Below are 25,011 nucleotides of genomic sequence, written 5' to 3'. Positions count from 1 at the left end.
CCGGGCCGGCCGGGCTGTCAGCGGTAGTGGAGGTAGTGGCGGCGGACGCCGCGGAACACCGCCAGCTCACTCCCCCAGGCCGCCGCCACCTCGTCCGCCCCGGCGCCCGCGTCGATCATCGTGCGCACCCGCGTGCTGCCCGTCAGCCGGTCGATGCTGTGGTCGGGCCGCCAGGCGAAGTCGCTCCACACACGCTTCGCGGTCACCAGGAGCGCCACGCCCGTGTACACGGGGTCGTACACGTCGCGGTCGCGGACGTGGAGCTGCACGCCGCCCACCGTCGTTCCCTGGAACTTCGAGAAGGTGGGGGCGAAGTACGCCTCACGGAACTCCACCCCCGGCAGGTCGAGGGCGTTCGCAGCCTCGGCCCACCGGGCGTCGATGCCCTCGGCCCCGAGCAGTTCGAAGGGACGGGCCGTGCCGCGCCCCTCCGACAGGTTGGTGCCCTCGAAGAGGCACGTCCCGGAGTAGACGAGGGCGGTGTCCGGTGTCGGCATGTTCGGGCTGGGAGGCACCCAGGGCAGACCGGAGGCGTCGTAGAAATCCGAGCGCCGCCATCCGGTCATGGGCACCGTCTCCAGGTGCACCGGGGTCCGCAGGAACTCGCCGTTGAACAGCCGTGCCAGCTCCGCGACCGTCATGCCGTGCGCCTGGGCGATGGGCTGACGGCCGACGAAAGACGCGAACTCCTTGTGCAGCACGGGGCCGAGCGCGCCGCGTCCCGTCATCGGGTTGGGCCGGTCCAGGACCACGACGCGCTTGCCCGCGAGCTGTGCGGCCTCCATGCAGTCGTAGAGCGTCCAGATGTACGTGTAGAAGCGCGCGCCCACGTCCTGGATGTCGAACACCACGGTGTCGACGCCGGAGGCGGTGAAGATGTCGGCCAGCGGCCCGCCGTTTTTGAGATAGGTGTCGTACACCGGCAGGCCCGTCGCCGGGTCGTCGTAGCGGCCCTCCGATCCGCCCGCCTGCGCGGTTCCGCGGAAACCGTGCTCGGGTCCGAAGACGGCGACCAGGTTCACGCGGTCGTCCGCGTGCATCACGTCGACGATGTGGCGTACGTCGCGGGTCACGCCCGTCGGGTTGGTGACGATGCCGACCCGTTGGCCGTGGAGCAGTGCGTATCCGTCCTCGGCGAGGCGTTCGAAGCCGGTGCGCAGCCGGTGGCCGTCGCCCCGAGCCGCGGCGGCCGGTGCGGCGGCGGCCGCACCCGTGACGGTCAGGGCGCCCGCGGCGGAGCCGGCGGCCAGCAGATTGCGTCGGGACAGGCTCATGGGAGGAATCCGTTTCCTGAGGAGGGTCTGTTCGGGGTTCAGGTGGGGCGGACGAAGGCCGTGTGGGCACGCGTCGCCGTCCGGCGCGTGGGGGTCAGGCGGTGGCTTCGTCGAGGAGTTCCAGCACATGCCGGTAGGGGCGACCTGTGGCACGGGTCATGCCCATCTCACAGGTGCGGTTGCAGGAGGCGTACGCGTCGTATGTTCCGGCGGTGATCTCGGCGGCCTGAGCCGCGGTGGCGGCCGCTGTGACCTCTGGGTGAAGCAGACCGCGGTCCCCGGCGAAGGCACAGCAGCCCCAGTGGTCGGGGACGGTGACCTCCTCGCCGACGGCCGCCGCCAGGGTGCGCAAGGCGCTCTCGATGCCCAGGTGCACGGTGGAGCAGGTGGGGTGCAGGGCGAGGGTGCGCAGGCGGCGGGGTTCGGGCAGGGCGGGGAGCAGGTGATCGACGGTGAAGACGACGCTGTCGACGAACTTCAGCGAGGCGAAACGGGCGCCGTCGGACTCCGGGAGCGCGTCGGGCAGTTGCTCCAGGCCGTGAGTGCAGGAGGAAGCGTCGCAGACCACGGGGAGTCTGCCGTGGCCGCTCGCCTCCCACAGCGCCTTCAGGGTGCGGGAGGCCATGGTCCGGTAACCGGTGGTGTAGCCCTTGGACTGCCAGGGAGTGCCGCAGCACAGTCCGGCCAGCTCGCCGGGCACGGTGAGGGGAACGCCCGCTCGTTCGCACAACCGCAGGAAGGCGGCCGCCGAGCCCGCCGCCCCACCGGGAGCCGCCTCGGGAGCGAAGACGCTGCCGATGCAGGCGGCGAAGAACACCGCACGTGGCTCGGCCGGGCGCTGGGGGCCGGGCCGGGCCGGGCCACCGCGGGGGATGTCGTCGGCCCAGGCGGGAACCAACTCCCCCGCCCCGAGCCGGCGGGCCGCACCGGTGGCGGCGCGCAGTGCGGGGGTGGGGAGAGCGTGGGCGGTGTTCAGCGCGGCGCGCACGCCTTTGACCGCGGTCGCCCAGTGCCGGGCGGCGGCGTTCCCGGCACGTTGTGCGACGGCGCCGTGGCGTTCGGCGCGCAGGTGTTTCATGACCACGCCGGTGTCGATGGCGACCGGGCAGGCGGTGACGCACAGGCTGTCGGCGGCGCAGCTGTCGACGGCCGCGTAGGTGTAGTCGGTCTCCAGGGCGCGGCGGCGTTCCTCGTCGCCGGCCAGCGTGGCCAGCGCGATCTCCCGTTGGAGGGCGATGCGCTGACGGGGTGTCGTGGTGACATCCGCGGTGGGGCAGACGGGCTCGCAGTAGCCGCACTCGACGCAGGCGTCGAGTGCGGGATCGACCTGCGGGACGCTCTTGAGGCTGCGCAGGTGGGCGGCCGGATCGTCCTCCAGGATCACGCCCGGGTTGAGCACGCCGCGCGGGTCACACAGCCGCTTCAGCTCGCGCATGATGTCGTACAGGTCGTCGCCGTACTGGCGGCGGACGAAGGGGGCCATGGCGCGGCCGGTGCCGTGCTCGGCCTTCAGCGTGCCCCCGGCGTCCAGGACGAGATCGACCATGGCGTCGGTGAACCGGGCGTAGCGCTCGATCTCCCGGGCGGAGTCGAAGTCCTGGGTGAGCATGAAGTGGAGGTTGCCGTCGCGGGCGTGGCCGAAGGTCACCGCGTCCTGGTAGCCGTGCCGGTCGAAGAGTCCGATGAGTCCCTCACAGGTGCGGGTCAGCCGTTCCATCGGCACCGCGATGTCCTCCAGGAGCGCCGTGGTTCCGGGACGGCGGGCACCCGCGACCGCGGTGTACAGGCCCTTGCGCAGGTGCCAGAGCCGGGCCCTGACGCGCGGATCGCGGACGAGCGACGTACCGGTGACGGCGGGGAGGCGCTCCAGGACCGGCCGCGCGGCCGCCAGCGTCTCCCCCAGCGGTTCGGCGCCGTCCTCGGCGAACTCGACCAGCAGGGCCGCGTGCCCCTCCACGCGCAGACCGTGCAGCTCGTCGACCGGATTCGAGGACTGCTGCGCCACCCGCAGTGATGCGGCGTCGAGGAGTTCGGCGGTGCGGACGCCGGCGGCCAGCAGCGCCGGCAGGGCGTCGGTGGCCTCGGCGAGGCCGGGCAGTACCAGCAGGCCGGTGGCGGTGTGCGGCAGCAGGGGGACGGTGCGGAAGACCGCCTCCGCCACGAAGGCGAGGGTGCCCTCGCTGCCGATCATGAGGTGGGCGAGGATGTCGACCGGATCGCTGTGGTCCACGAACGAATTGAGCCCGTAACCCAGGGTGTTCTTCATCGAGAACAGCCGCTCGATGACGGCACGGGAGGCGGCGGAGGCGCGGACGCGGTCGCGCAACCGCAGGAGTCCCGCGTGCAGTTCGGGCTCGCGGGCGCGCAGAGCTTCGTCGGCGTCGGGGGCCGCGGTGTCGACCACGGTCCCGGACGGCAGCACGAACCGCAGGGACTCCATGGTGCGGTAGGCGTTGTCCTGGGTGCCGCAGTTCATGCCGCTGGAGTTGTTGGCGACCAGGCCGCCGATGGTGCAGGCGGACTCGCTGGCCGGGTCCGGGCCGAGCCGACGCCCGTACCGGGCGAGCCGCGCATTGGCCTGGCGCACCGTCAGGCCGGGTTGCAGCCGGATGCGCAGACCCTCGTCGAGGACCTCCGCGCCGCGCCAGTGACCGCGGACGTCCACGAGGATGCCGTCACCGCTCGCCTGCCCCGACAGGCTGGTGCCGCCCGAGCGCAGGGTGAGCGGCAGCCCGGCTGCGTCGGCCCCGGCCATCAGGGCTCCCACCTCGGCCGCCGACGCGGCGCGCACCACGGCCCGCGGCGTGAACAGGTACGGCGAGGCGTCGTGGGCGGCCGCGACCCTGCGCGGCACATCGGTCGTCACCCTGGACGGGTCGCTGACGCACGCGGCCAGAAGCTCGGCCAGGCGGGCGTCGTCCCCTTCCGGGGCAGGCGGCGCGGGGACAGTCGGGGTGGAGGGGGTCATGGGTCCTCGATGCCGGGATGGGGGTCAGTGCGTGATGCGCAGCAGGCGTGGCGGCTGCGCGGCGGGTTCGCACGGGCGCAGCGGCAGCAGGCCGGGCGTGATGCTGCCCAGGAGCGTGGCGCGGCGGGCTCCGGTGCCCGAGCGGAGCGTACCGGGCAGGCCGTTCACCGTGAAGAAGCCGAGCACGGCGAAGGCCAGGGCCTCCTTGGCGTCGGAGGGCAGGCCCAGGGCGTCGCTGGGGCGGACCGGCACGCCCGGCAGTGCCTCGGTGATCATGTGCATCAGCACCGGGTTGCGGGCGCCGCCGCCGGAGACGACGAGTTCGGTGACGCCGTGCGTGCGGCAGGCGTCCGCGACGGTGACGGCGGTGAGCCGGGTCAGGGTGGCCAGGACGTCCTCGGGCCGGGGCGTGGGCACGGCGTCGAGGGCCCTTTGCAGATAGGGCAGGTGGAAGTGCTCCTTACCGGTGCTCTTGGGTGCGGGCCTGCGGTAGTAGGGGTCGTTCAGCAGGAAGGCGAGCAGGTCGGGATCGGTTCGACCGGCGGCGGCCCTGCGGCCGTCCTCGTCGTAGGCGGCGGCGCCCGCGGTGAAGTGCCGTACGGCGGCGTCCAGAAGGGCATTCGCCGGCCCCGTGTCGAAGGCCAGGGGGTCGGTGCCGGGGGCGACGACGGTGACGTTGGCGATGCCGCCCAGGTTGAGTGCGGCGGGGGTGCCGGGCAGGGCGCGAAGCAGCAGTGTGTCGGTCATGGCGACCAGTGGGGCGCCCTGACCACCGGCGGCGACGTCCCGGCTGCGCAGGTCGGAGACGACGGGAAGGCCGGTCGCTTCCGCGATCCAGGCCGGCTGGCCGAGTTGGAGGGTGCCGCGGACGGTGCCGTCCTCCACCCAGTGGTGCATGGTCTGGCCGTGCGAGACCACCAGGTCGGCGATGCCGTCGCACAGTTCGTGCAGGGCGTGTCGGGCGGCGTCGGCGAAGGCATGGCCGATGCCGGTGTCCAGGGCGCAGACGGCCTGGACGGTGGTGGCCGCCGGCGGGAGGGTGGCGGCGATCAGGTCGCGCAGGTCGCCGGGGTAGGGCCGGGAAAGGTGACCGAGCGGCCGCAGGCGCAGAATGTCGCCGTCCAGGGCGAGGTCGGCGGCGGCTGCTTCGATGGCATCGTAGGAGGTGCCCGACATCAGCCCGATCACGCGCATGGCGCCTCCTGTCCCACGTTCCGCCGCGCGGGCACGGGCGGCTGCGGTTGCTGCATGGCTTCTTCTCCCAAGGTGCTGTCGCTGTACAGGGTGCGGAGACCGCGGGGCCCCCGCATCCGGCCGGTCGCGTGCTCCGTCACTCCGGGCCGACGGCCGCCGCCGCACGGTCGGGTCCCGACTGGTCGGCGCTCTCCGAGGCCCCGGCGGTCTCGGGAGCGCGGTGGAACAGGCTCATCAGGCCGCCGACGACCAGGGTGACCACCACGCCGATCGGGACCAGCCACTGGGCGGCGATCGCGGTGGGAACGGTGGCCCCGGCCACGGTGACGTCGATCTTCACCTCGCGCACGATGTAGGTCATGACCGCGACTGTCGCCACGAAGGCCACGATGGAGTCGACCTCGTTGGCACGCCTGACGAGCCGTCCGAGGAGGAACGCGCCGAGGAGCGCGCCGTAGGTGTAGCCCGCGATGGTCAGGCCCGTGAGATAGACGTTGCCGGTGCTGGTGCTGAAGGCGCAGGCGAACACCGCCATCAGCACTGCCCACACCAGTGTCATCACCCGGGCGAGCCTGAGCAGGAACTCCTCGGACGGCGCGCCGCGGAAGAAGCTGTGGATGATGTCGGCGACCGTCGAGTTCGACATCGAGTTCAGCGCCGAGGACAACGAGCCCATCGCCGCGCCGAGGATTCCGGCCACGATCAGGCCGGAAATCACCACGGGCAGGCCGTGGAGGATGAAGTCCGGGTACAGGTTGTCGGAGCTGGCCAGGCCCAGCTCCTTGACGCTCTTGCCCTGGTTGTACGACCACAACAGGGCGCCGACCAGGGAGAACGCGGCGAACTGGACGGTGACGAAGACACCGGAGGCGATCATGGCCTTCTGGCCGTCGCGCAGGGTCCGGGTGGCCAGGATGCGCTGGACGATCAGCTGGTCGGAGCCGTGGCTGGCCATCGCGAAGATGGCACCGCCGACGATCGCGGTCGGCAGAGCGAACGGGCTGGTGAGGATGTGGGCGAGCCCGAAGTCGGTGTCGAACAGCTGGAACCTGCCGGCGTGCAGGGCGTCCGCGAAGCCGGCCCCACCGACGTGGCTGGACAGCACCGCGATGGCGAGGATCGCGCCACCCAGGTACAGAGCCATCTGAATGGCGTCGGTCCAGATGACCGCCTTGATGCCGCCGAGGTAGGTGTAGACGACGGTGATCAGCGTGAGGACGACGATGATGACCCGGTAGCCGACGTGCACTCCGAACTCGTCGAGCAGCAGCTTGATCGGGAGCGCGGAGGCGAACAGCCTCACCCCCTCGGCCAGGAGCCGCGTGAAGACGAAGGTCACCGAGGCGAGCCCCTGCATCTTGAGCCCGAACCGGTCACGCAGGTACTGGTAGGCGCTGACGAACCCGCCACGCTTGTAGAGGGGGATGAGCACGGTGGCCACGACGACGCGGCCGATGACGTAGCCCAAGGCGAGTTCGACGTTGCCGAAGGCCTGGCCGCTGTAAGCGCCACCGGGCACGCTGATGACCGTGAGCACGCTGGTCTCGGTGGCCACCACGGAGAACGAGACCGTCCACCACGGCACGTGGCTCTCACCGACGAAATAGTCCTTCGACGTCTTCTGCCGGCCGGCCAGCCGCAGTCCGATCGCCGCGATGGCGATCAGATAGACGACGACCACGACGAGGTCGAGTTGGCGCACGCTCACTCCTAAACAGCGGCCGACGATGTCAACGGCAGGGTGGGGACGATGGGTGTCGCCCGCCTTACACGGGCGATGTGGGGTTCGTGCGGTGCCGATGCGTCCAGCGCCAGCAGGCCTGCGCCGTCCAGCGGGTCCCCGAGCGGGGACCGCAACGGGAGGGGGTGCGGGCAGTCGGTGAGCGCCGACCGCAGCGGACCGAGGAGCGGTTCGCCGAGGCCGGTGAGTCCGCCGGTGATGGTGACGGCGGGGGCGTCGCCGCCGATTCGGCGGGCGGCGGCGAATACGGCCTCGGCGAGCGCTCCGGCGGCATCCCGGACGATCGCGGACGCCGTCGCGTCACCCTCGGCGGCCGCCCGTGCCACGTCCGGGGCGAAGGACGCGATGGTGCGGGCTTGGTTGCCGTCTCGGCTGACGGCCGAGGGCAGCCGATCGGGGTCGCCGAAGCGCTCGACGGCGGCGGCCAGCAACGCGGTGGCCGGTCCGCGCCCGTCGTGAGCATGCAGCGCGGCCCGCAGTCCGGCGGCACCGATCCAGGCGCCGCCCCCTTCGTCACCGAGCCAGGGACCCCAGCCGTCCACCCGGGCGTACGCCCCGCCGTCCCCGATACCGACGGCGACGGAACCGGTGCCGATCGCGAGCACCACGCCCAGGCCACCGCCCAGGGCGCCCGCGTGGGCGGTGACGGCGTCGCTGGTGACGGCCACCTCATGCACGGGCAGGTCCTCCAGGAGTCGGACGGCCAGGGCGCGGGCCGCCTCCGGTGCGGCGGCCGCCCCCGCCGCACCGACGCAGACCGTGGCAGGCCGGAGCGAGGGCTCCCGTTCCAGGAGCGGCAGGACGGCGGCGCGCACGGCCGCACGGGCCGTCGCCAGTCCGTTTTCGGCGGCGAGCCCAGGAGCTCCGGGCACCTCCTGGGCGGTACGGGCGGGACCGGCACCGTCGGCCCACACAACGGCTCGGCAGCCGGTCTTGCCCAGGTCTACCGCTATCGCTGCTGTCATACGGCATGCCTTCGGTCGGTGGGGATCCGCCGCATCAGGCGGTCACGGGGTGGGTGGGTGATCGGTGACCGGCGCGGATCGCGGTCCAGCGAGTATCAGAAGGCCGACCTCCACATGTCAATAAGTAACCTCGCGAGATTCATTCCGTAAATTTTTGACCTCCCCCTTGCGGCGCGGTTAGCGTGTGGCCCAGCCACTCAGGAGGGAGCGACCCATGGCCCGCCGGGAAACACCCCGCACCGCCGCCCCGCCCGCGGAGGAAACCTCCCCCGCCGAGACCCTGGCGCGCATCCGCGCGGCACTTCCGTCCCTGGCCCCCGCGGAACGGCGGGTGGCCGACATCGCCCTGGCCGACCCGGCTCAGGCGTCGGAGCTGTCCATCAGCGCGCTCGGTAAACAGGCCGACACCTCGGTGGCCACGGTGACGCGCTTCTGCCGGGCCGTGGGAATCCCCAACTACCCGCAGCTGCGCCTCGCCCTGGCCGCCGCCGCGGCCCGCGAGCACGCCCTCGGTGGCGAGCGCCCCGTACCGGGCACCGACATCAGCGCCACGGACACACTCGGCGACATCGTCGGCAAGATCATCTACAACGAGGTGCGCGCTTTGGAGGACACCGGCGCCGGGCTGGACATCGGGGCGCTGGGCCGCGCCGTCACCGCTGTGGCCGGGGCCCGCCGCATCGACATATTCGGCGTCGGCGCCAGCGCCTTCGTCGGCCAGGACCTGCACCAGAAACTCCACCGCATCGGTCACCTGGCCTTCGTCTGGACCGACCGGCACGCCGCCCTGACCGCCACGGCCCTCCTCGCGCCCGGCGACGTCGCCCTGGCCATCTCCCACTCCGGGGAGACCGAGGACACCGTCGAGCCCCTCCGGGCCGCCGCCGAACGCGGCGCCACCACCATCGCCCTCACCAACGTTCCGCGCTCCACCCTCGCGCAGAGCGCGGACGTCGTGCTGACGACCTACGCCCGGGAGACACCCTTCCGCTCCGGGGCCACCGTCAGCCGCATCGCCCAACTCGCACTCATCGACTGCCTGTTCGTCGGCGTCGCCCAGCGATCCTTCGACGCCACGACCACGGCCCTGGAGGAGACCTACGGGGCCGTCCAGCGTCGCCGGCGCCCGCAAGCGCAGCGCCGCACCCCGGCCGACGACTGAACCCCTTTCGCCGGCCACCACCTTCCCCTGAAAGGATGCCCGCGCCGTGGACCTGAGCACACTCGGCACCGAGGCTCGCAACGAGCGGACCACCGAACTGGACCGCATGCCGGTCTCCGAACTGCTCTCGGTCATGAACGCCGAGGATCAGACCGTCGCCCTCGCCGTCCGCGACGCCCTCCCGCAGATCGAGGCCGCCGTCGAGGCGGTCGCCGAGTCCCTGAGGCGGGGCGGACGGCTCATCTACCTCGGCGCCGGCACCAGTGGCCGCATCGGACTGCTCGACGCCGTCGAGTGCCCCCCGACCTTCGGTACCTCCCCCGAGCAGGTCGTGGGCCTGCTCTCCGGAGGCCCGGGCGCCTTCGTCGTGGCGGTCGAGGGGGCCGAGGACGAACCCGCGAGGGCGGTCGACGACCTCGAGAAGATCGGTGTGAACGACCGCGACACGGTCGTCGGGCTCGCCGCCAGCGGCCGTACTCCCTACGTCGTCGGTGGCCTGAAGCACGCCGCCGCCCAGGGTGCCGTCACCGTGTCGGTCGCCTGCAACCGCGACACGGTGGTCAGCCGCTACGCCGATATCCCGATCGAGGTCCCCACCGGCCCCGAGGTTCTCACCGGATCGACCCGGCTCAAAGGCGGCACCGCCGAGAAGATGGTCTGCAACATGCTCTCGACCGCGTCGATGGTGCGGGTCGGCAAGGTTTACGGGAACCTCATGGTCGATGTCCGGGCCAGTAACGAAAAGCTCGTCGACCGGGCCCGACGCATCGTCGTCGAAGCCACCGGGACCGATGCCGACACCGCCGCCGGGGCGCTGCGAGCCGCCGACGGACATGCCAAGACGGCCATCGTCATGCTGCTCGCCGGCTGCACCGCCGAGGAGGCCGCCCGGCGCCTGGACCTGGCGCACGGCGACACGCGCACTGCCGTAGGCCGCCCCTGAGCTCGGCCGGCTTCAGCGGCGCCGACCGGCGCTCGCGCTGGACCGGGCCGGGAGTCGGCGGTGCGCGGTGTACGCCCGCGGCGCTCGGGGTCCGTCCTGCGATATCGCGCCGGTCACGCGGCTGACCGTGGGACACGGCAACCCCACCGGCCATGGGACACGCGGCCACAGCCTCGACTGTCCCGGTGTGTGTACCACACATTGGCCCCATCACCTATGTGTATGAACACTTGCCTCCGACGTTCCACGAGCCGCATCACAGACGAGGGCTGCGGCTCGATCACGAGGGGAGAGCCACGATGACCTTCAGGCCCATCGACAGCCACCACGCCCTGAGCCGCCGATCCACGCTCGCAGCGGCGGGGATCGCGGCCGTGAGCGCTCTCGGCGTCCGCGACGCGGAGGCGCGGTCGAGGCACCCGAGTACGTCCAGCCGCTCGGGCCTGGCACCGAACGCCGAACCGATCGCCGAGAACCTCCTCGACACCACCCCGGAGAACCAGGCCGCGACCTATCGGCACGTCGACCGCCAACGGCTCGCGACCCGTGCCATCCACACGGACCCGGCCCGAACCACCCCGCTCCCGCGCTGCGGAACTTCGCTGAGCGACGTGCGCTACATCTACAAGGGGACCAGGCGCACCGTCGGACGCTTCGTCTCCGACAACCGGATCGCCGGTCTCCTGGTGCTCAAGGACGGCGCCATCGCCCACGAGCAGTACGCGATGGGCAACACCGAAACGACGCGGTGGACGTCGATGTCGATTGCCAAGTCCGTCACCGCCACCTTGATCGGCGCGGCCCTGGCCGACGGCGCGATCGGCGGACTCGACGACCCGGTCCTGCGGTACGTCCCCGAGTTGAAGGGCAGCGCCTACCAGGACAACACGATCCGGCAGCTGCTCCGGATGAGCTCGGGCGTCCAATGGGTCGAGGCCGGCGCGAACGATCCCTATGGCGACAACGACATCGCGCGCATGTTCAAAGGGATATACGGCAAGCAGCGGGGCGCGGTCATGGAACTCATGCGGACCCGCCCGCGGGCGGCGGCACCGGGCAGTGTCTTCAACTATTCCACTGGCGAGGCCTACGTGCTCTCGGCCGTCGTCGCCAACGCGACGGGGAAGACGGCGAGCCACTACCTGTCGGACAAGATCTGGCGCCCCCTCGGAATGGAAGCCGACGCGTACTGGATACTCGACGCGCCCGGGGGCCGGGAGATGGGCGGAAGCTGCATCCAGGCGACGCTGCGGGACTACGGCCGCTTCGGGCAGTTCATCCTGACCGGCGGCGCCGGAGTGGTGCCGAGGGGATGGCGGAACCGGGCCGGCCGGCCCGAATCGAGGATCACCGACTACGGCCGCCTGTACGAGGGATCCCCGTACGGCTACGGCTACCTGTGGTGGGCCATCCCGCCCGGGGTCGCCGGTGCGCGCGGCCCCGTCCCGACCTTCGTCGGGCTCGGGCACGGCGGGCAGAAGCTCTACATCAACCCCGCGGAGGGCGTCGTGGCCGTGCTGTGGAGCGCTCTGCGGCCCGGGGTCGACGTGGACCCGGAGCTCTTCGCCCTACTCGACTCCGTGGTCCACGCACTGGGCTGAGCCCGGAATCCCGCCCCCACTCACGGGGCGGCGTGCAGAGGCGCGGCCCATTCCACCACGGTGCCGTTCGGCTCGTTCGGACGGAGGGAGAAGGAGCCGCCCAGTTCCTCGGCGCGCTGCTGGAGGTTGGCCAGGCCGCTTCGGCGGGTGACGGCCGGGTCGACGCCGTGGCCGTTGTCCGCCACCTTCAGCCGCAGCGCCGTGTCGGTGACGTCCACGCTGACGTCGACGGCGGTGGCATGGGCGTGCCGGGCCGCGTTGGACAGGGCCTCGCCGACCACGGCGAGCATGTGCTCGGCGTGACCGGCGGGGACGTTGGTGTCCAGCAGGCCGGTCATGCGCAGCGCGGGCGCGAAGCCCAGGGCTTCGGCCGCGCGCTCCATGGCCGCCACCAGCCGGGCTCGCAGCCCTTCGCTCCGGGACCGTTCCTGCTCGCCGAGCGAGTAGATGGTGGAGCGGATGACCTTGATGGTGTCGTCCAGGTCGTCGACCACCCGCTGGACCCGCTCGCCCACCTGCGGCCTGTCGGCGAGCCGGCCGAGCGCGGACTGCAAGGTCAGCGCCCCGGCGAATAACCGCTGGATGACGAGGTCGTGCAGGTCGCGGGCGATCCGGTCACGGTCGTTGAGGACCAGCATGCGATCGGCGTCCTGCCGGTGCTCGGCGACCTCGAGCGCCAGCGCCGCCTGGTTGCCGTACCCGATCACCATGTCGATGACGGCGTCGGTGAAGACCGGGCCGCCCGGTATGTTGGCCACCTGCAGCACGCCCCGCACATGGTCGCGGGTGCCGAGGGGGACGAGGAAGGCGGGGCCCAGCTCCACGACCGCGGCGCTGCCGCCGCTGGCCCGTGGATCGGCGCTGACCGCGTCGCTGGTGATGGTCTCCCCGGAGGCGAAGACCTTCGCGGCCAGCGTGGCGGCGCCCAGGACCAGGCCGCGCGCATCCTCCGCGCACGGTCCGGAGGCGGCCTCGATGACCAACTCGCCGCTGTCGCCGACCGGGATGGCCAGGGTGACCAGGTCCGCGCCGGCCATCTCGCGCAGGGTGGCGGTGAAGGACTCCAGCACCGCGGCGGGTGCGGTGCCGGACAGCAGGCTGCGGGTCAGCTCGTTGCTCGCCGCCAGCCACCGCTGCCGGCGGCGGGCGTCGTCGTACAGCCGGGCGTTGTCGATCGCCACACCGGCCGCCGCGGCCAGGGTGCGCAGCACCGCCTCGTCGTCGGCGTCGAACTCGGCGGCGCCCTGCTTGTCGGTCAGGTACAGGTTGCCGAAGACCTGTTCGCGCACCTTGATCGGGGTGCCGAGGAAGCTGGTCATCGGCGGGTGCCCGGACGGGAAACCCACGGAGGAGGGATGCCGCGCCAGGTCGGCCAGGCGCAGCGGCTCCGGGTGGCGGATCAGCAGCCCCAAGATGCCCTCACCGCGCGGGTAGTGACCCATTCCCGCGATGGTCTCCTCGTCGATGCCGACGGTGAGGAACTGCTTGATCGTGCCTTCCTCGCCCAGCACGCCGAGCGCCCCGTACCTCGCGTCGACCAGACTGACGGCCGACTCCACGATGCGCTGCAGCACCACCTCGAGCTCCAAGTCGGAGCCGATCGCGAGCACCGCGTCCAGCAGCGTGTGGATGCGGTCGCGTGCCGCCCGGACCTGCGCCACCTGCTGCTGCAGGCCGTCCAGCAGCTCATCCAGCCGCAACTGGGGCAAGGCCCCGGACCCCGCGGTACCACGGGGTTCCTGGCCGCACTCGTCCACCACAGTTGCTCCCCTTTTCCCTCGCGCCGGCCCCACCAGGATGCCCGACGCACGGACGCGGATCGACAGCGCCCCGGGGGGGGGGCGGCGCCAGCGGCGCGCGGGCGGTCCCGGCGCCGGGTGCGTGCCGTGGGCCGGTCGAGGTTGCCGCGCGGAGGGAGGGGAGGAGCCGTCAGGTCACGGGGACGGCTCCGGCATGCGGGTACCGACACGGCCCCGGACCGCCTCGATGGCCTCCCACTGTTCGGTGGTCAGCGACGCCAAGGCGGCGGGAAAGACGCCGTCCTGCTCCTTGAGGATGTGAGCACGCAGCAGGTCGAGGGTCTCGATCAACCGCTCCGCCCAGGTGGGATCGGCCAGGAACGGTCCGGCCGCCTCCGCCAGCACGGTCTCGACGCGGCGGTGCTCGTCCTCCAGGACGGCCATCTGGTCGGGGAAGTCACCGACCAGTGCCGGGAACAGGCCCTCCTCCTCGACCTGGGTGTGCGGGCCGAGCACGGCGGCGATCTCCCGGGCCACCTCCGCCATGCGGGCGACCTCGCCGCCGCGGTGGGCTTCGCGGACGTGACTGATGAGCGCCACGACCCGCTCGTGCTCCTGGGTCAACTCGTCGATCGTCTCCAGCGCCTGGCAGCCGCAGTACTCGCACATCGCGTGGCTCTCCTTCCCCACTCAGTGCGCCTGGGGTGCGGGAACCCACCGGGTGACCGCCTGGCGCAGGCCCGTACCGGTGAAGGTGAGCGCCGCGGCCGCCACCACCGCGAGCAGGGCCAGGCCGAGGGCGTACGAGCCGTACGCGCCGTACAGCGAGCCCATCAGCAGCGGGGGGACGAAGCCTCCGAGGCCACCCGCGGCGCCGACGACGCCGGTGACCGAGCCGACCTCGTTCGCCGGGGCCAGCAGGGCGACCAGGGCGAAGACGGCGCCACTGCCCGCGCCGAGCGCGGCGGCCATCGCCAGGAACGCGACCGTGCCCACCGGCGCCAGGGACGGCGTGAACGCCTGGACGAAGGCTCCGGCGAGGACCACGGCCAGCGTCGCGGCGAGCACCCGCACCGGGCCGACGCGGTCCGACAGCCAGCCGCCGATCGGGCGCATCACGACCGCCAGCAGCACGAAGCCGGCCATCCGGTTCGCCGCGTCCGCCTGGGTCAGGCCGTAGCCGGTCTTCAGATAGGTGGGCAGGTAGACGGAGAAGGCGACGTAGCCGCCGAAGGCCACCGCGTACAGGGCGGACGCCTGCCAGGTGATGCCGAGCCTGAGCGTGGCGGCGAGGCGGCGGCCCAGCGATTCGGTGGGCACCGTACGGCCGGGCGCGTCGCGCAGCACCAGGGCGGCCACCAGTGCGTAGGCCGCCAGCACGGCGGCGGTGATCAGGAAGGGGTTGGCCATGCCGTGCGCCTTCACCAGCCTGACCGTGGTCAGCGCGCTGATCGCGGTGCCGCCCATGCCGGCCCCGAAGACGCCGATGGCCAGCCCGCGCCGCTCCGGCGGGAACCAGGCGTTGACGAAGGGCACACCGACGGCGAACGCGGTACCGCCGATACCGAGGAAGAACCCTCCCACCAGCAGGGCCGCGAGTGAGGAGTGGCCGGTCAGACCGAGGTGGAGCACCGGCACGACGGTGGCCGCCGAGACGAGCGGGAACATCACGCGACCGCCGAACCGGTCGGTCAGCGCGCCTACCGGGATCCGCCCCAGCGAGCCGACCACCACCGGCACCGCCACCAGCAGCGACTGCTGGAACGAGCTCAGGTGGAGGGTGTCCTTGAAGCGCGGGCCGAGCGGGCTGAGCAGCGCCCAGGCCCAGAAGTTGACGGCGAATCCCACCGTGACCAGCGCCAGCATCAGCCACGCCCGGCCGGACACGGAGGCGGCCGTTGCCGGTGGCTCGTTCTGCTTCGTCGACGGCTGAAGCATCGTCAGCCCGTCCCTTCGTGTTCGCGAGGATGCGGCCCCGGCGATCCGTCTGGGGCCGCGGGCCGCCCGACCGCGCGGTGTGCGCCAGTGGCCTACCGCCACTATCCGCAGGCCGAGTCCGCCGGGGGTGGGCCGTCCGGCCTCACCCTCCGGCCCGGCGGTCCCCGGTTTCCCGTACGGCCGGATCACGAGGTTCGGTACGAGGTGCTCCGCGCACCCCGGCTGGAACAGCGGGCGCGTGGACAGAGGCCCTACGGCCCTAACGGTGCCCCGGCCAGGGGAGGCAGCATGGACTGATGTTCCACAAGGAAGGCTTTCGCGTGCTCGATCGGCAGGAGTGCCTGCGCCTGTTGGCCAAGGTGCCGGTCGGTCGTGTCGTGTACACCCGGCAGGCACTGCCCACGGTGCTCCCGGTCAACTTCTCCCTGGACGCGGACTCCTCCGTGCTCCTGCGCACCTCGGCCGGCTCAGGTCTCGTCCACGCCATCGACGGGGTCGTGGTGGCCTTCGAGGCCGACGACTTCGACGCCGCGACCCGCTCCGGGTGGAGCGTCGTCGTCACCGGCCGGGCAACCGTGGTCACCGACCCCGCCGAACACGAACGGCTCTCGCGGGTCGGCCCGAGTTCCTGGGTGGTCACGCGCGATGACGTCTTCGTACGCATCGAGTCAGAGATGGTCACCGGCCGGGAGGTCACCGACACGCGCGGCGCGGCCTGACCGCGCCTCGACGGGCAAGCGCCCTTAGCGCACTCACATCACCGGGGCCGGGACCGGGACCGTCCACGCCGCTCACGGCGATTCGGCCGCCGCCTGCCCGCGGGCGCGGGGGGTGCGGCCCCCGTCCGGCCCGTAGCCGAAGCGGATCAGCAGTTGGGGATGGCATCGCCGGCGCGGGAGGCCGATGGCCGCGCGCAGGTCCGGCCATTCCATCGCCTGGTGAAGGAGCGAGGTGCGCACGCCGTGCGCCGTTGCCGTCAACAGCACGTGCTGCAGGGCCTGGCCCGCGTGGAGCCAGTCCTTCCGGCGGTCCTGGGAGGTCCACAACAGGGCGGCCTGGGCGTGGCGTTCGAAGCGGAGGGCGGGCGGATGGAGTGTGGGGAACGGGTCGGTGAAGTCCCGCATCGGCATGCGTCCGGCCGCATCCCGCGGACCGAGGGCCGTGACCGGAATGCCGTACGGCCGGTCCGACCCCGGTGGCGTGATCCAGGCGCGTGCTTCGGCGGTGCGCGACGAGTTGGCGTGGTTGCGGGCCTCGGCGACGGCGGTCAGGTGCAGCAGCCGTCGGGTCCCGGCGATGTCCGGTAGACGCAGGCCCGCGCCCTCCGCGCGTGCGGCCTCCGCCATCTCCGTCACCACCGGGTCGGGCACCGGGCGGCCGGTGAACGGCATGCGGCTGGTGTGCCGCCGGGCGATGGCCTCGTACAGGTCCGGCCTCCGCCGGGGGTGGTCGTGCGGACCGATGGGGCCGGCGAGCCGCACGACGGCTATCAGATCGGGCTCACTCGGGTCGGGGAGCAGCCGTACCTCCGGGTGCCGTCGCAGGTGTACGGCGGCGACTCGGAGGTTGAACACGGCCGCGCCCACGGACAGATGCCGTGCGCGGCCGTCCGGGTCGGCCATCGGCAGCGCCCGTTCCCGCGCCGCACGGACCTCCAGCGCGTGGTTGTCCGGGTTCACGCGGAAGCGCCAGGGTTGTGTGTTGTGGATGGACGGCGCCGCCACGGCCGCGGCGAGCAGCGTCTCCAGGGCGGTCGCGTCCAGGAAGGGGGTACTCACCATGCTTCCTCTCATCTGCGAGATCACCGGCACCTGTCGGCTTGACGGAACCCGGGCGTCGCCGGGTCATGTGACGGGCAGTGCGGTGGCGAGCAGGACGACGCCCAGCGAACCGACGGCAAGCGCCCGGGCCAGTCCGGGGCGTCCCTTGGCGTATGCCACGCCATGGCCCGCCGCGGCGAGCATGACCAGGGCGAAGAGCCCGAACAGCGGAGCGGGCTGCCCGAACGCGGCGACCTGGCGGGGGCGCTCATCGGGTCCTCCGTACGGGGTTCGTGCGCGGTGTGCGTCCGGCCGCCCGGGAGTCAGGGCAGACGTGGCGGGCGGCCGGACGCCGACCGGTCCGGCCCGCGCGCGGCGCCCGCCACGGGGGTCGGCGATGGAGACGGCCGAACGGGCGCTCGGTGCGGTCGTCCACGGGATACCTCCGGATCGGTCGGCAACCAGCGTCCGGCATCGGGCGGTCCCGGCGCGGCGGCCAATGAGCCCATCGATCGGGGCCAAGGGTCCCTCGTCCACGTCCGCCCGGAGTTGGACAGGTTGGGGCGACCGTGGCGGCGCCGGATCAGCGATGGCCGAGCCGTAGCCGCCGGACTTCGGGGAGCCGGCCTCACCGTGCCGCAGCGGTGGGCGCCACGGGCCGAGGGGCCCTCGGGCACCGCCCGCCAGGCCCTGATCACGGCTCCGGAGAGGGCCGAAGCGGTCTCCCGGTCAGGGACGTTCGGCCCCGGGCTCGGCGCGGGACCGGCGCCTAGCGTTCGTGACCATGGAGAACGACAGGATTGCGCGCCGCTCGCAGCGGCGCGCGGGCGGGGGCTGGCCGCTGGCCGCCCGCAGGCTGCTGACCCGCCGTGAGGTGTCGGCCGACAGACGCGCCGTCTTCGGTGAGGGCGACCCGACGTGGGAGGGGTTCTACCGGGACCGCTGGGCACACGACAAGGTGGTGCGCTCCACGCACGGCGTCAACTGCACCGGCTCGTGTTCGTGGATGGTGTACGTCAAGGACGGCATCATCACCTGGGAGCACCAGGCCACCGACTACCCGTCGATCGGCGCTGACTGCCCCGAGTACGAACCGCGGGGCTGCCCACGCGGCGCGTCGTTCTCCTGGTACACCTACTCCCCCAGCCGGGTCCGCTACCCGTATGTGCGGGGCGCGCTGCTGAACCCGTGGCGCGAGGCGCGCCGCCGCCTCGGCGACCCCGTGGCGGCCTGGGCGGAGATCACCGGCGACCCGGCCACGGCCCGCGCCTACAAGCGGGCCCGCGGCAAGGGCGGCCTGGTCCGCGCCGGCTGGGACGAGGTCACCGAGCTCATCGCCGCCGCTCATGTCCACACCATCAAGACCTACGGTCCGGACCGGGTGGCGGGCTTCTCCCCGATCCCGGCGATGTCCATGGCCTCCTTCGCGTCCGGCGCCCGCTTCATGTCGCTGATCGGCGGCACCCTGCTGTCCTTCTACGACTGGTACGCCGACCTCCCCGTCGCCTCGCCGCAGGTCTTCGGCGACCAGACCGACGTCCCCGAGGCGGCCGACTGGTGGAACGCCGGCTACCTGATCATGTGGGGCTCCAACATCCCCGTCACCCGCACGCCCGACGCCCACTTCCTCACCGAGACGCGCTACAACGGCACCAAGGTCATCGCGGTCAGCCCCGACTACGCCGACAACGTGAAGTTCGCCGACGAGTGGCTCGCCCCGCACCCGGGCACCGACGGGGCGCTCGCGATGGCGATGGGGCACGTGATCCTGCGCGAGTTCCTGGTCGACCGCGAAGTCCCTTACTTCCGGGACTACTTGAAGCGATTCACCGACGCGCCGTTCCTGGTGACGCTGCGCGAGCACGAGCGCGGGCTCGTCCCCGACGGATTCCTCACCGCCGCCGACCTCGGCTCCGACCTGGGCTCCGGCCTCGGCTCGGACGAGGAACACGCGGCGTTCAAGACCGTCCTCCTGGACCGGGCCACCGGCGAGCCGGTGGTCCCCGGCGGCTCGCTCGGCTTCCGGTGGGGGGAGGCCGGGCGAGGCCGCTGGAACCTCGACCTCGGTGACACGGATCCCGAGCTCAGCCTGCTGGAGCGGGCGGAGGACGTCGTGCCGGTGGCGCTCCCCCGCTTCGACGAGGGCACCACCGAGGGCGGCTCGGTGATGCTGCGCGGCGTACCCGTGCGCCGCATCGGCGGCCGGCTGGTCACCACCGTCTTCGATCTGCTGCTCGCCCAGTACGGCGTGGCCCGTCCCGGGCTTCCGGGCACCTGGCCCTCCTCGTACGGGGACGCGAGCGAGCCGTACACCCCTGCCTGGCAGGAGACGGTCACGTCCGTCCCGGCGGAGCAGGCGGCCCGGATCGCGCGGGAGTTCGCCCGCAACGCCGAGCGCACCCGAGGCCGTTCGATGATCGCGATGGGCGCGGGCACCAACCACTGGTTCCACTCCGACACCATCTACCGGGCCTTCCTGGCGCTGACCACGATGACCGGCTGCCAGGGCGTCAACGGCGGCGGCTGGGCGCACTACGTCGGCCAGGAGAAGGTCCGCCCGCTGACCGGCTTCCAGCACCTGGCGTTCGCCTTCGACTGGCAGCGGCCCACCCGGCACATGGCGGGCACTTCCTACTGGTACCTGAACACCGATCAGTGGCGCTACGAGGCCATCGGCCCCGCGGGGCTGGCTTCCCCGCTCGGCGCGGGCCGCTTCACGGGCAAGGCGTTCGCGGACTGTCTGGCGCAGGCCGTGCGCCTGGGCTGGACCCCGGGCCACCCCGGCTTCAACCGCAACCCGCTGGACCTGGCCGACGAGGCGGCGGCCCAGGGGCGCGGGGTGGCCGAGCACATCGTGGACGAGCTGAAGTCCGGGCGGCTCGCGTTCGCCGTCGAGGACCCGGACGACCCGGCCAACTTCCCCCGGGTGCTGACCGTGTGGCGGGCGAACCTGCTGGGCTCCTCCGGCAAGGGCAACGAGTACTTCCTGCGCCATCTGCTGGGCACGGACGCGGCGGTCCGCTCCGCCGAGACCCCGCCCGGGGAACGGCCCGAGGAGGTGGTGTGGCGCGAGGAGGCTCCCGAGGGCAAGCTCGACCTGCTGGTCACCATGGACTTCCGGATGACCTCCACCGGTCTGCTGGCCGATGTCGTCCTGCCGGCCGCGACCTGGTACGAGAAGGACGACGTGTCCAGCACGGACATGCACCCCTTCGTGCACGCCTTCACCCCGGCCATCGCACCACCCTGGCAGGCCCGCACCGACTACGACACCTTCTTGGCCATCGCCGACACCTTCAGCGAACTGGCCGCCGAACACCTCGGCACCCGCACCGACGTCCTCGCGGTGCCGCTGCAGCACGACACACCGGATGAACTCGCCCAGCCCGGAGGGGAGGTGCGGGACTGGAGAACCGGCGAGTGCGAGCCGGTCCCGGGCCGGACCATGCCCAAGCTGGCCGTGGTGGAGCGGGACTACGCGGCCGTGGCACAGAAGATGCGCGCCGTCGGCCCGCTGCTCGACACCCTCGGCATGACCACCAAGGGCGTCACCGTCCACCCGGACCGGGAGATCGAGGAGCTGCGCCGTCGCTGCGGCACCGTGCGCGCCGGGGTCGGCGCCGGGCGCCCGGCCCTGGCCACCGCCACCGACATGTGCGAGGCGATCCTCGCCCTGTCCGGCACCACCAACGGCCGTCTGGCGACCGAGGGGTTCCGGGAGCTCCAGCGGCAGACCGGCAGCGAGGGCCTGGTGGAACTGGCCGCCGAACGCGAGGCGGAGCGGATCACGTTCGCCGACACCCGCACCCAGCCGCGCGCCGTGATGACGTCGTACGAGTGGTCGGGGTCGGAGACCGGCGGGCGCCGCTACTCCCCGTTCGTCATCAACACCGAGCACAAGAAGCCCTGGCACACCCTCACCGGCCGCCAGCACTTCTTCGTCCAGCACGACTGGATGGCCGAGCTGGGCGAGCAACTCCCCGTGTACCGGCCGCCGTTGAACGCGATGCGGACTCACGGCGACGAGCGGCTGCACGAGGAGGGCCGCGCGGAGGTGACCGTGCGCTATCTGACCCCGCACTCCAAGTGGTCCATCCACTCCGAGTACCAGGACAACGCCTACATGCTGGCGCTGTCCCGGGGCGGCCCGGTGATCTGGATGTCCACCGCGGACGCCGAGAGGATCGGCGTGAGGGACAACGAGTGGATCGAGGCGTACAACCGCAACGGCGTCGTGGCCGCCCGGGCGGTGGTCACCCACCGGATGCCCGAGGGCACGGTGTACATGTACCACGCCAAGGACCGCACGGTGAACGTGCCGAAGACCGAGGTCAGCGGCAAGCGCGGCGGCATGCACAACTCGCTCACCCGCCTGCTGGTCAAGCCCACCCATCTCGCGGGCGGCTACGCCCAGTTCACCTACGCCTTCAACTACTACGGCCCGACCGGCAACCAGCGTGACGAGGTCACCGTCATCCGCCGCCGCTCCCAGGTGGTCGACTACTGATGCGCGTGATGGCTCAGATCGCGATGGTGATGAACCTCGACAAGTGCATCGGGTGTCACACCTGCTCGGTCACCTGCAAGCAGACCTGGACCAACCGGACCGGTGTGGAGTACGCCTGGTTCAACAACGTCGAGACCAAGCCGGGTGTCGGCTACCCGCGCCGCTACGAGGACCAGGAACACTGGAAGGGCGGCTGGATGCTCGACAAGCGGGGACGCCTCGTCCTGCGCTCGGGCGGCCGCGTCAAGCGGCTGCTGTCCCTGTTCTCCAACCTCGACCTGCCGGCCATCGAGGACTACTACGAGCCGGTGACGTACGACTACGACAACCTGGTCAGCGCCCCGGCCGGCCCGGACCTGCCGGTCGCGCGGCCCCGCTCGGTCCTCACCGGAAAGCCGACCTCCATCACCTGGGGCGCCAACTGGGAGGACGGTCTGGGTGGTGCGCCCGAGCACGCGGGCGGCGACCCGAACCTGAGGGGCGAGTGGGCCGAGAAGGTCAGGTTCGCCTTCGAACAGACCTTCCTGTTCCATCTGCCCAGGCTCTGCGAGCACTGCCTCAACCCGGCCTGTGTGTCGGCCTGTCCGTCCGGCGCGATGTACAAACGGGTCGAGGACGGCATCGTCCTGGTCGACCAGGACCGCTGCCGGGGCTGGCGGATGTGCGTGACGGCGTGCCCGTACAAGAAGGTGTACGTCAACCACGCCACCGGCAAGGCCGAGAAGTGCACCTTCTGTTTCCCGCGCGTCGAGGCCGGCCAGCCGACCGTGTGCTCCGAGACCTGCGTGGGCCGACTGCGCTACCTCGGGTTGCTGCTGTACGACGCCGACCGCGTCGGCGAGGCCGCCGCCACCCCCGACGAGCACGACCTGCTGGACGCCCAGCGCGGGGTGTTCCTCGATCCGCACGACCCCGAAGTCCGCTCGGCGGCACGGGAGTCCGGGATCTCCGAGGACTGGCTGGACGCCGCCCGCCGCTCGCCCGTGTACGACCTGGTGTGCCGGTACAAGGTGGCGCTGCCACTCCACCCGGAGTACCGCACGCTGCCGATGGTCTGGTACGTGCCACCGCTCTCCCCCGTCCTGGACGCGGTGACCGTGGCGGGCGGCGACCAGGACGACCCTGACCACGTGTTCGCCGCCGTCACCCGGCTGCGCATCCCGCTGGAGTACCTGGCGGAGCTGTTCACCGCCGGGGACACCGATGTGGTCGCCGGGGTGCTGATGAAGCTGACCGCGCTGCGCTCGTACATGCGCGCACGCGTCCTCGGCGAGCCGGGCGACGAGGCCGCGCTGAAGGCCGTGGGCCTCACCCCGCGGGACGGGGAGGAGCTGCACCGGTTGCTCGCCGTCGCGAAGTACGCCGACCGATACGTCGTTCCCGCGGCGCACAAGGAGGACGCGGCCGCCCTGACCGCGATGGAGAACCGCTGTCCCGTCGAGTCGTCGGACAGCGGTGGCCGACGGGTATCGCTCGGCATGCCCGTCCCGCGCCGCGACAACCCCGCCGGAGGCCACCCGTGAGCCCGCTGCCCGCCACCGTCCCCGCCATGGTGCGCACCCGCGTCCGGGCCGCCATACGCCGGCCCTCCCGGCTCACACCGAAGGAGGCCGAGGCGCGCGCCCTGCTGCTGCGACTGTGCTCTCTGCTGCTGCAGTACCCGGACCGCGAACTCACCGCAGCACGGCCGGAGTTGGCGGCCACCGTGAGCGCGCTGCCGTCCTCGCCGGCCGCCGAGCACCTGGCCGCCTTTGTCTCCTGGTTCGCCGACGAGCGGTCCGAGGCGCTGGAGCGGACGTACGTCGAGACGTTCGACCTGCGCCGCAAGAGCAGCCTCTACCTCACCTACTACCTGCACGGTGACACCCGTCGCCGGGGCATGGCCCTGCTCACCCTGAACCAGCGCTACCGTGCCACCGGCTGGGACATCGACGGCGGCGAACTGCCGGACCACCTCCCGGTCGTGCTGGAGTTCGCCGCGCTGGCGGGTCCGGGCGGCGGCGAGGCACCGCTGCGCCAACACCGGCGCGGGCTGGAACTCATCCACCGGGCGCTGACCGACGCCGAGTCCCCGTACCGGCGCGTCCTGGCCACGCTGCTCACCCTCCTGCCGCCGCCCACCGAGGCCGACCTCGCGGCGGTGGCCCGGCTCGCCGCCGAGGGCCCGCCCGACAAGGAGGTCGGCCTCGCCCCCTACGGGAGCTTCGGCGACGGTGAGTTCGCGCCTCGGAGCACCTTCGTACCCCCCGCCCCCGCTCCCGCCCCGACGAGCTGTACGGAAGGCCACCGATGAGCGCCGCGTCCTCCCCCGCCGCGAGCGGCACCGACCTCCTGCTGTGGGTCGCCGTTCCCTACATCTGTCTCGCCGTGTTCGTGGCCGGCCATCTCTGGCGCTATCGGCACGGCCAGTTCGGCTGGACCTCCCGCACCACCCAGCTCCTCGAACACCGCTGGCTGCGCTGGGGCAGCCCGCTGTTCCACCTGGGTGCCTTCATGGTGATCGCCGGGCATGTGGTGGGACTCGCCGTTCCCGACTCGTGGACCGAGGCGGTGGGGATCACCGAGCACGGGTACCACCTGGCGGCTGTCTGGATGGGCTCGGTGGCGGGGGTGGCCATGGTCACGGGGCTCGGCATGCTGTGCGCCCGTCGGCTGCTCACCCGCCGGATCCGTCTCACCACGGACCGCAGCGACAAGCTGCTGTTCCCCCTGCTGTCCGCCACCGTCCTGATCGGGATCAGCGCCACGGCCGCGCACAACGTCTTCGGGCCCGGCTACGACTACCGCGAGAGCGTTTCGGTCTGGTTCCGCGGCGTGTTCGCCCTCCAGCCGCGCCCCGAGGCGATCGCCGGGGCGCCGCTCCTGTTCCAGCTGCACGCCGTGAGCGCCTGTCTGCTCTTCGCGGCCTGGCCGTTCACCCGTCTGGTCCACGTCTGGAGCGCACCGATCGGCTATCTCATCCGCCCCTACCTGGTCTACCGACGCCGCGCGGCCACTCAGGCACCAGGGGGACGCACCGATTCGGCACCCGCGTCGCGTACCGGGCGCGCCGCATGAGCCGGGCTCGCACAGGACAGCCGGGTCGGCGCATCGGTTGGCTGCTGACCCTGACCGGAGCCGTCGGCTGGCTCGCCTCCTTCCAGCTCACGGTGGACGACTGGCGGCTGCTGAAGGACCCGGCCTATCAGTGAACGAGCGCCAGGCCCCACGGACCGACGG

General features: G+C 72.2%; 19 protein-coding genes. 9 read left to right on the top strand and 10 right to left on the bottom strand.

All coding sequences use genetic code 11. The features are described from left to right. Positions 1 to 17: 17 nt before the first annotated feature. The 5 genes from ACZ6TD_RS45570 to ACZ6TD_RS45550 all read right to left on the bottom strand — a co-directional run bounded on the left by ACZ6TD_RS45570 (position 18) and on the right by ACZ6TD_RS45550 (position 8,142). Positions 18 to 1,274, bottom strand: a complete 1,257-nt coding sequence (locus ACZ6TD_RS45570; protein ID WP_471347823.1) for an exo-beta-N-acetylmuramidase NamZ family protein — start codon at positions 1,272 to 1,274, stop codon at positions 18 to 20. A 94-nt stretch (positions 1,275 to 1,368) separates the two neighbouring features. Then, positions 1,369 to 4,242 (bottom strand): FAD-binding and (Fe-S)-binding domain-containing protein, encoded by a 2,874-nt coding sequence (locus tag ACZ6TD_RS45565; RefSeq protein ID WP_471347821.1) that lies wholly within the window; start codon positions 4,240 to 4,242, stop codon positions 1,369 to 1,371. 24 nt (positions 4,243 to 4,266) lie between these two features. Beyond that, positions 4,267 to 5,436: an anhydro-N-acetylmuramic acid kinase gene (locus ACZ6TD_RS45560; RefSeq protein ID WP_471347819.1), complete on the bottom strand. Its 1,170-nt coding sequence runs from the start codon at positions 5,434 to 5,436 to the stop codon at positions 4,267 to 4,269. Positions 5,437 to 5,572: 136 nt separating this feature from the next. Next, a complete protein-coding gene (locus ACZ6TD_RS45555) occupies positions 5,573 to 7,138 on the bottom strand; it encodes a sodium:solute symporter (RefSeq protein WP_471347816.1) in 1,566 nt (521 codons plus the stop codon). Positions 7,139 to 7,146: 8 nt separating this feature from the next. Then, positions 7,147 to 8,142, bottom strand: a complete 996-nt coding sequence (locus ACZ6TD_RS45550) for a BadF/BadG/BcrA/BcrD ATPase family protein (RefSeq protein WP_471347814.1) — start codon at positions 8,140 to 8,142, stop codon at positions 7,147 to 7,149. A 214-nt stretch (positions 8,143 to 8,356) separates the two neighbouring features. On the opposite strand from ACZ6TD_RS45550, the gene ACZ6TD_RS45545 reads away from it, so the two are divergent. From ACZ6TD_RS45545 to ACZ6TD_RS45535, 3 genes are all read left to right on the top strand, one after another. Beyond that, on the top strand, positions 8,357 to 9,304 hold the full coding sequence (locus ACZ6TD_RS45545) for a MurR/RpiR family transcriptional regulator (RefSeq protein WP_471347812.1): 948 nt from the start codon (positions 8,357 to 8,359) through the stop codon (positions 9,302 to 9,304). 46 nt (positions 9,305 to 9,350) lie between these two features. Continuing rightward, on the top strand, positions 9,351 to 10,247 hold the full coding sequence (gene murQ / locus ACZ6TD_RS45540) for an N-acetylmuramic acid 6-phosphate etherase (RefSeq protein WP_471347810.1): 897 nt from the start codon (positions 9,351 to 9,353) through the stop codon (positions 10,245 to 10,247). A 299-nt stretch (positions 10,248 to 10,546) separates the two neighbouring features. Then, positions 10,547 to 11,848, top strand: a complete 1,302-nt coding sequence (locus tag ACZ6TD_RS45535; protein ID WP_471347808.1) for a serine hydrolase domain-containing protein — start codon at positions 10,547 to 10,549, stop codon at positions 11,846 to 11,848. Between the two features lie 20 nt (positions 11,849 to 11,868). On the opposite strand, the gene ACZ6TD_RS45530 is transcribed toward ACZ6TD_RS45535, so the two are convergent. The 3 genes from ACZ6TD_RS45530 to ACZ6TD_RS45520 all read right to left on the bottom strand — a co-directional run bounded on the left by ACZ6TD_RS45530 (position 11,869) and on the right by ACZ6TD_RS45520 (position 15,525). After that, the gene (locus ACZ6TD_RS45530; RefSeq protein WP_471358627.1) at positions 11,869 to 13,548 is read right to left on the bottom strand and encodes a sensor histidine kinase; all 1,680 of its coding nucleotides are present in this window, start codon (positions 13,546 to 13,548) and stop codon (positions 11,869 to 11,871) included. Between the two features lie 234 nt (positions 13,549 to 13,782). Beyond that, positions 13,783 to 14,256 (bottom strand): hemerythrin domain-containing protein, encoded by a 474-nt coding sequence (locus ACZ6TD_RS45525; protein ID WP_471347806.1) that lies wholly within the window; start codon positions 14,254 to 14,256, stop codon positions 13,783 to 13,785. A gap of 21 nt (positions 14,257 to 14,277) precedes the next feature. After that, positions 14,278 to 15,525 carry an MFS transporter gene (locus ACZ6TD_RS45520; protein ID WP_471347804.1) on the bottom strand — a complete coding sequence of 416 codons (1,248 nt, stop codon included), beginning with the start codon at positions 15,523 to 15,525 and terminating at the stop codon, positions 14,278 to 14,280. A gap of 296 nt (positions 15,526 to 15,821) precedes the next feature. Here ACZ6TD_RS45520 and ACZ6TD_RS45515 point away from each other — a divergent pair, with 296 nt between their 5' ends. Further along, positions 15,822 to 16,244 carry a pyridoxamine 5'-phosphate oxidase family protein gene (locus ACZ6TD_RS45515; protein WP_471347802.1) on the top strand — a complete coding sequence of 141 codons (423 nt, stop codon included), beginning with the start codon at positions 15,822 to 15,824 and terminating at the stop codon, positions 16,242 to 16,244. A gap of 72 nt (positions 16,245 to 16,316) precedes the next feature. Here the strand turns inward: ACZ6TD_RS45515 and ACZ6TD_RS45510 are convergent, their stop codons facing one another. Both ACZ6TD_RS45510 and ACZ6TD_RS45505 read right to left on the bottom strand, forming a co-directional pair. Continuing rightward, positions 16,317 to 17,306 carry an Acg family FMN-binding oxidoreductase gene (locus tag ACZ6TD_RS45510; RefSeq protein WP_471347799.1) on the bottom strand — a complete coding sequence of 330 codons (990 nt, stop codon included), beginning with the start codon at positions 17,304 to 17,306 and terminating at the stop codon, positions 16,317 to 16,319. Between the two features lie 63 nt (positions 17,307 to 17,369). Continuing rightward, a complete protein-coding gene (locus ACZ6TD_RS45505; protein ID WP_471347797.1) occupies positions 17,370 to 17,807 on the bottom strand; it encodes a hypothetical protein in 438 nt (145 codons plus the stop codon). Positions 17,808 to 18,069: 262 nt separating this feature from the next. Between ACZ6TD_RS45505 and ACZ6TD_RS45500 the strand changes: the two genes are divergently transcribed. From ACZ6TD_RS45500 to ACZ6TD_RS45480, 5 genes are read left to right on the top strand one after another with little or no spacing between them, the layout of a single operon-like run. After that, positions 18,070 to 21,792, top strand: a complete 3,723-nt coding sequence (locus ACZ6TD_RS45500; protein ID WP_471347795.1) for a nitrate reductase subunit alpha — start codon at positions 18,070 to 18,072, stop codon at positions 21,790 to 21,792. Then, positions 21,792 to 23,315 (top strand): nitrate reductase subunit beta, encoded by a 1,524-nt coding sequence (narH, locus tag ACZ6TD_RS45495; RefSeq protein ID WP_471347793.1) that lies wholly within the window; start codon positions 21,792 to 21,794, stop codon positions 23,313 to 23,315. The genes ACZ6TD_RS45500 and narH overlap by 1 nt, the downstream gene beginning before the upstream one ends. Next, on the top strand, positions 23,312 to 24,085 hold the full coding sequence (gene narJ / locus ACZ6TD_RS45490) for a nitrate reductase molybdenum cofactor assembly chaperone (protein ID WP_471347791.1): 774 nt from the start codon (positions 23,312 to 23,314) through the stop codon (positions 24,083 to 24,085). The genes narH and narJ overlap by 4 nt, the downstream gene beginning before the upstream one ends. Beyond that, positions 24,082 to 24,849, top strand: coding sequence for a respiratory nitrate reductase subunit gamma (gene narI / locus ACZ6TD_RS45485; protein WP_471347789.1), 768 nt, complete (start codon positions 24,082 to 24,084; stop codon positions 24,847 to 24,849). The genes narJ and narI overlap by 4 nt, the downstream gene beginning before the upstream one ends. Next, positions 24,846 to 24,983 (top strand): hypothetical protein, encoded by a 138-nt coding sequence (locus ACZ6TD_RS45480; RefSeq protein ID WP_471347787.1) that lies wholly within the window; start codon positions 24,846 to 24,848, stop codon positions 24,981 to 24,983. The genes narI and ACZ6TD_RS45480 overlap by 4 nt, the downstream gene beginning before the upstream one ends. Positions 24,984 to 25,011 lie beyond the last annotated feature (28 nt).

Source organism: Streptomyces yongxingensis (genome assembly GCF_055597465.1).
The sequence above is the reverse complement of the archived record's forward strand: the minus strand, read 5'-3'. Positions and strand labels throughout refer to the sequence as shown.

Coding starts and splice junctions, on each gene's coding strand:
- ACZ6TD_RS45545 (WP_471347812.1), top strand. CDS start 8,357: ATGGCCCGCCGGGAAACACCCCGCACCGCCGCCCCGCCCGCGGAGGAA.
- ACZ6TD_RS45480 (WP_471347787.1), top strand. CDS start 24,846: ATGAGCCGGGCTCGCACAGGACAGCCGGGTCGGCGCATCGGTTGGCTG.
- ACZ6TD_RS45515 (WP_471347802.1), top strand. CDS start 15,822: ATGTTCCACAAGGAAGGCTTTCGCGTGCTCGATCGGCAGGAGTGCCTG.
- ACZ6TD_RS45560 (WP_471347819.1), bottom strand. CDS start 5,436: ATGCGCGTGATCGGGCTGATGTCGGGCACCTCCTACGATGCCATCGAA.
- ACZ6TD_RS45535 (WP_471347808.1), top strand. CDS start 10,547: ATGACCTTCAGGCCCATCGACAGCCACCACGCCCTGAGCCGCCGATCC.
- ACZ6TD_RS45500 (WP_471347795.1), top strand. CDS start 18,070: ATGGAGAACGACAGGATTGCGCGCCGCTCGCAGCGGCGCGCGGGCGGG.
- ACZ6TD_RS45510 (WP_471347799.1), bottom strand. CDS start 17,306: ATGGTGAGTACCCCCTTCCTGGACGCGACCGCCCTGGAGACGCTGCTC.
- narI (WP_471347789.1), top strand. CDS start 24,082: ATGAGCGCCGCGTCCTCCCCCGCCGCGAGCGGCACCGACCTCCTGCTG.
- ACZ6TD_RS45525 (WP_471347806.1), bottom strand. CDS start 14,256: ATGTGCGAGTACTGCGGCTGCCAGGCGCTGGAGACGATCGACGAGTTG.
- narH (WP_471347793.1), top strand. CDS start 21,792: ATGCGCGTGATGGCTCAGATCGCGATGGTGATGAACCTCGACAAGTGC.
- ACZ6TD_RS45565 (WP_471347821.1), bottom strand. CDS start 4,242: ATGACCCCCTCCACCCCGACTGTCCCCGCGCCGCCTGCCCCGGAAGGG.
- ACZ6TD_RS45550 (WP_471347814.1), bottom strand. CDS start 8,142: ATGACAGCAGCGATAGCGGTAGACCTGGGCAAGACCGGCTGCCGAGCC.
- ACZ6TD_RS45570 (WP_471347823.1), bottom strand. CDS start 1,274: ATGAGCCTGTCCCGACGCAATCTGCTGGCCGCCGGCTCCGCCGCGGGC.
- ACZ6TD_RS45520 (WP_471347804.1), bottom strand. CDS start 15,525: ATGCTTCAGCCGTCGACGAAGCAGAACGAGCCACCGGCAACGGCCGCC.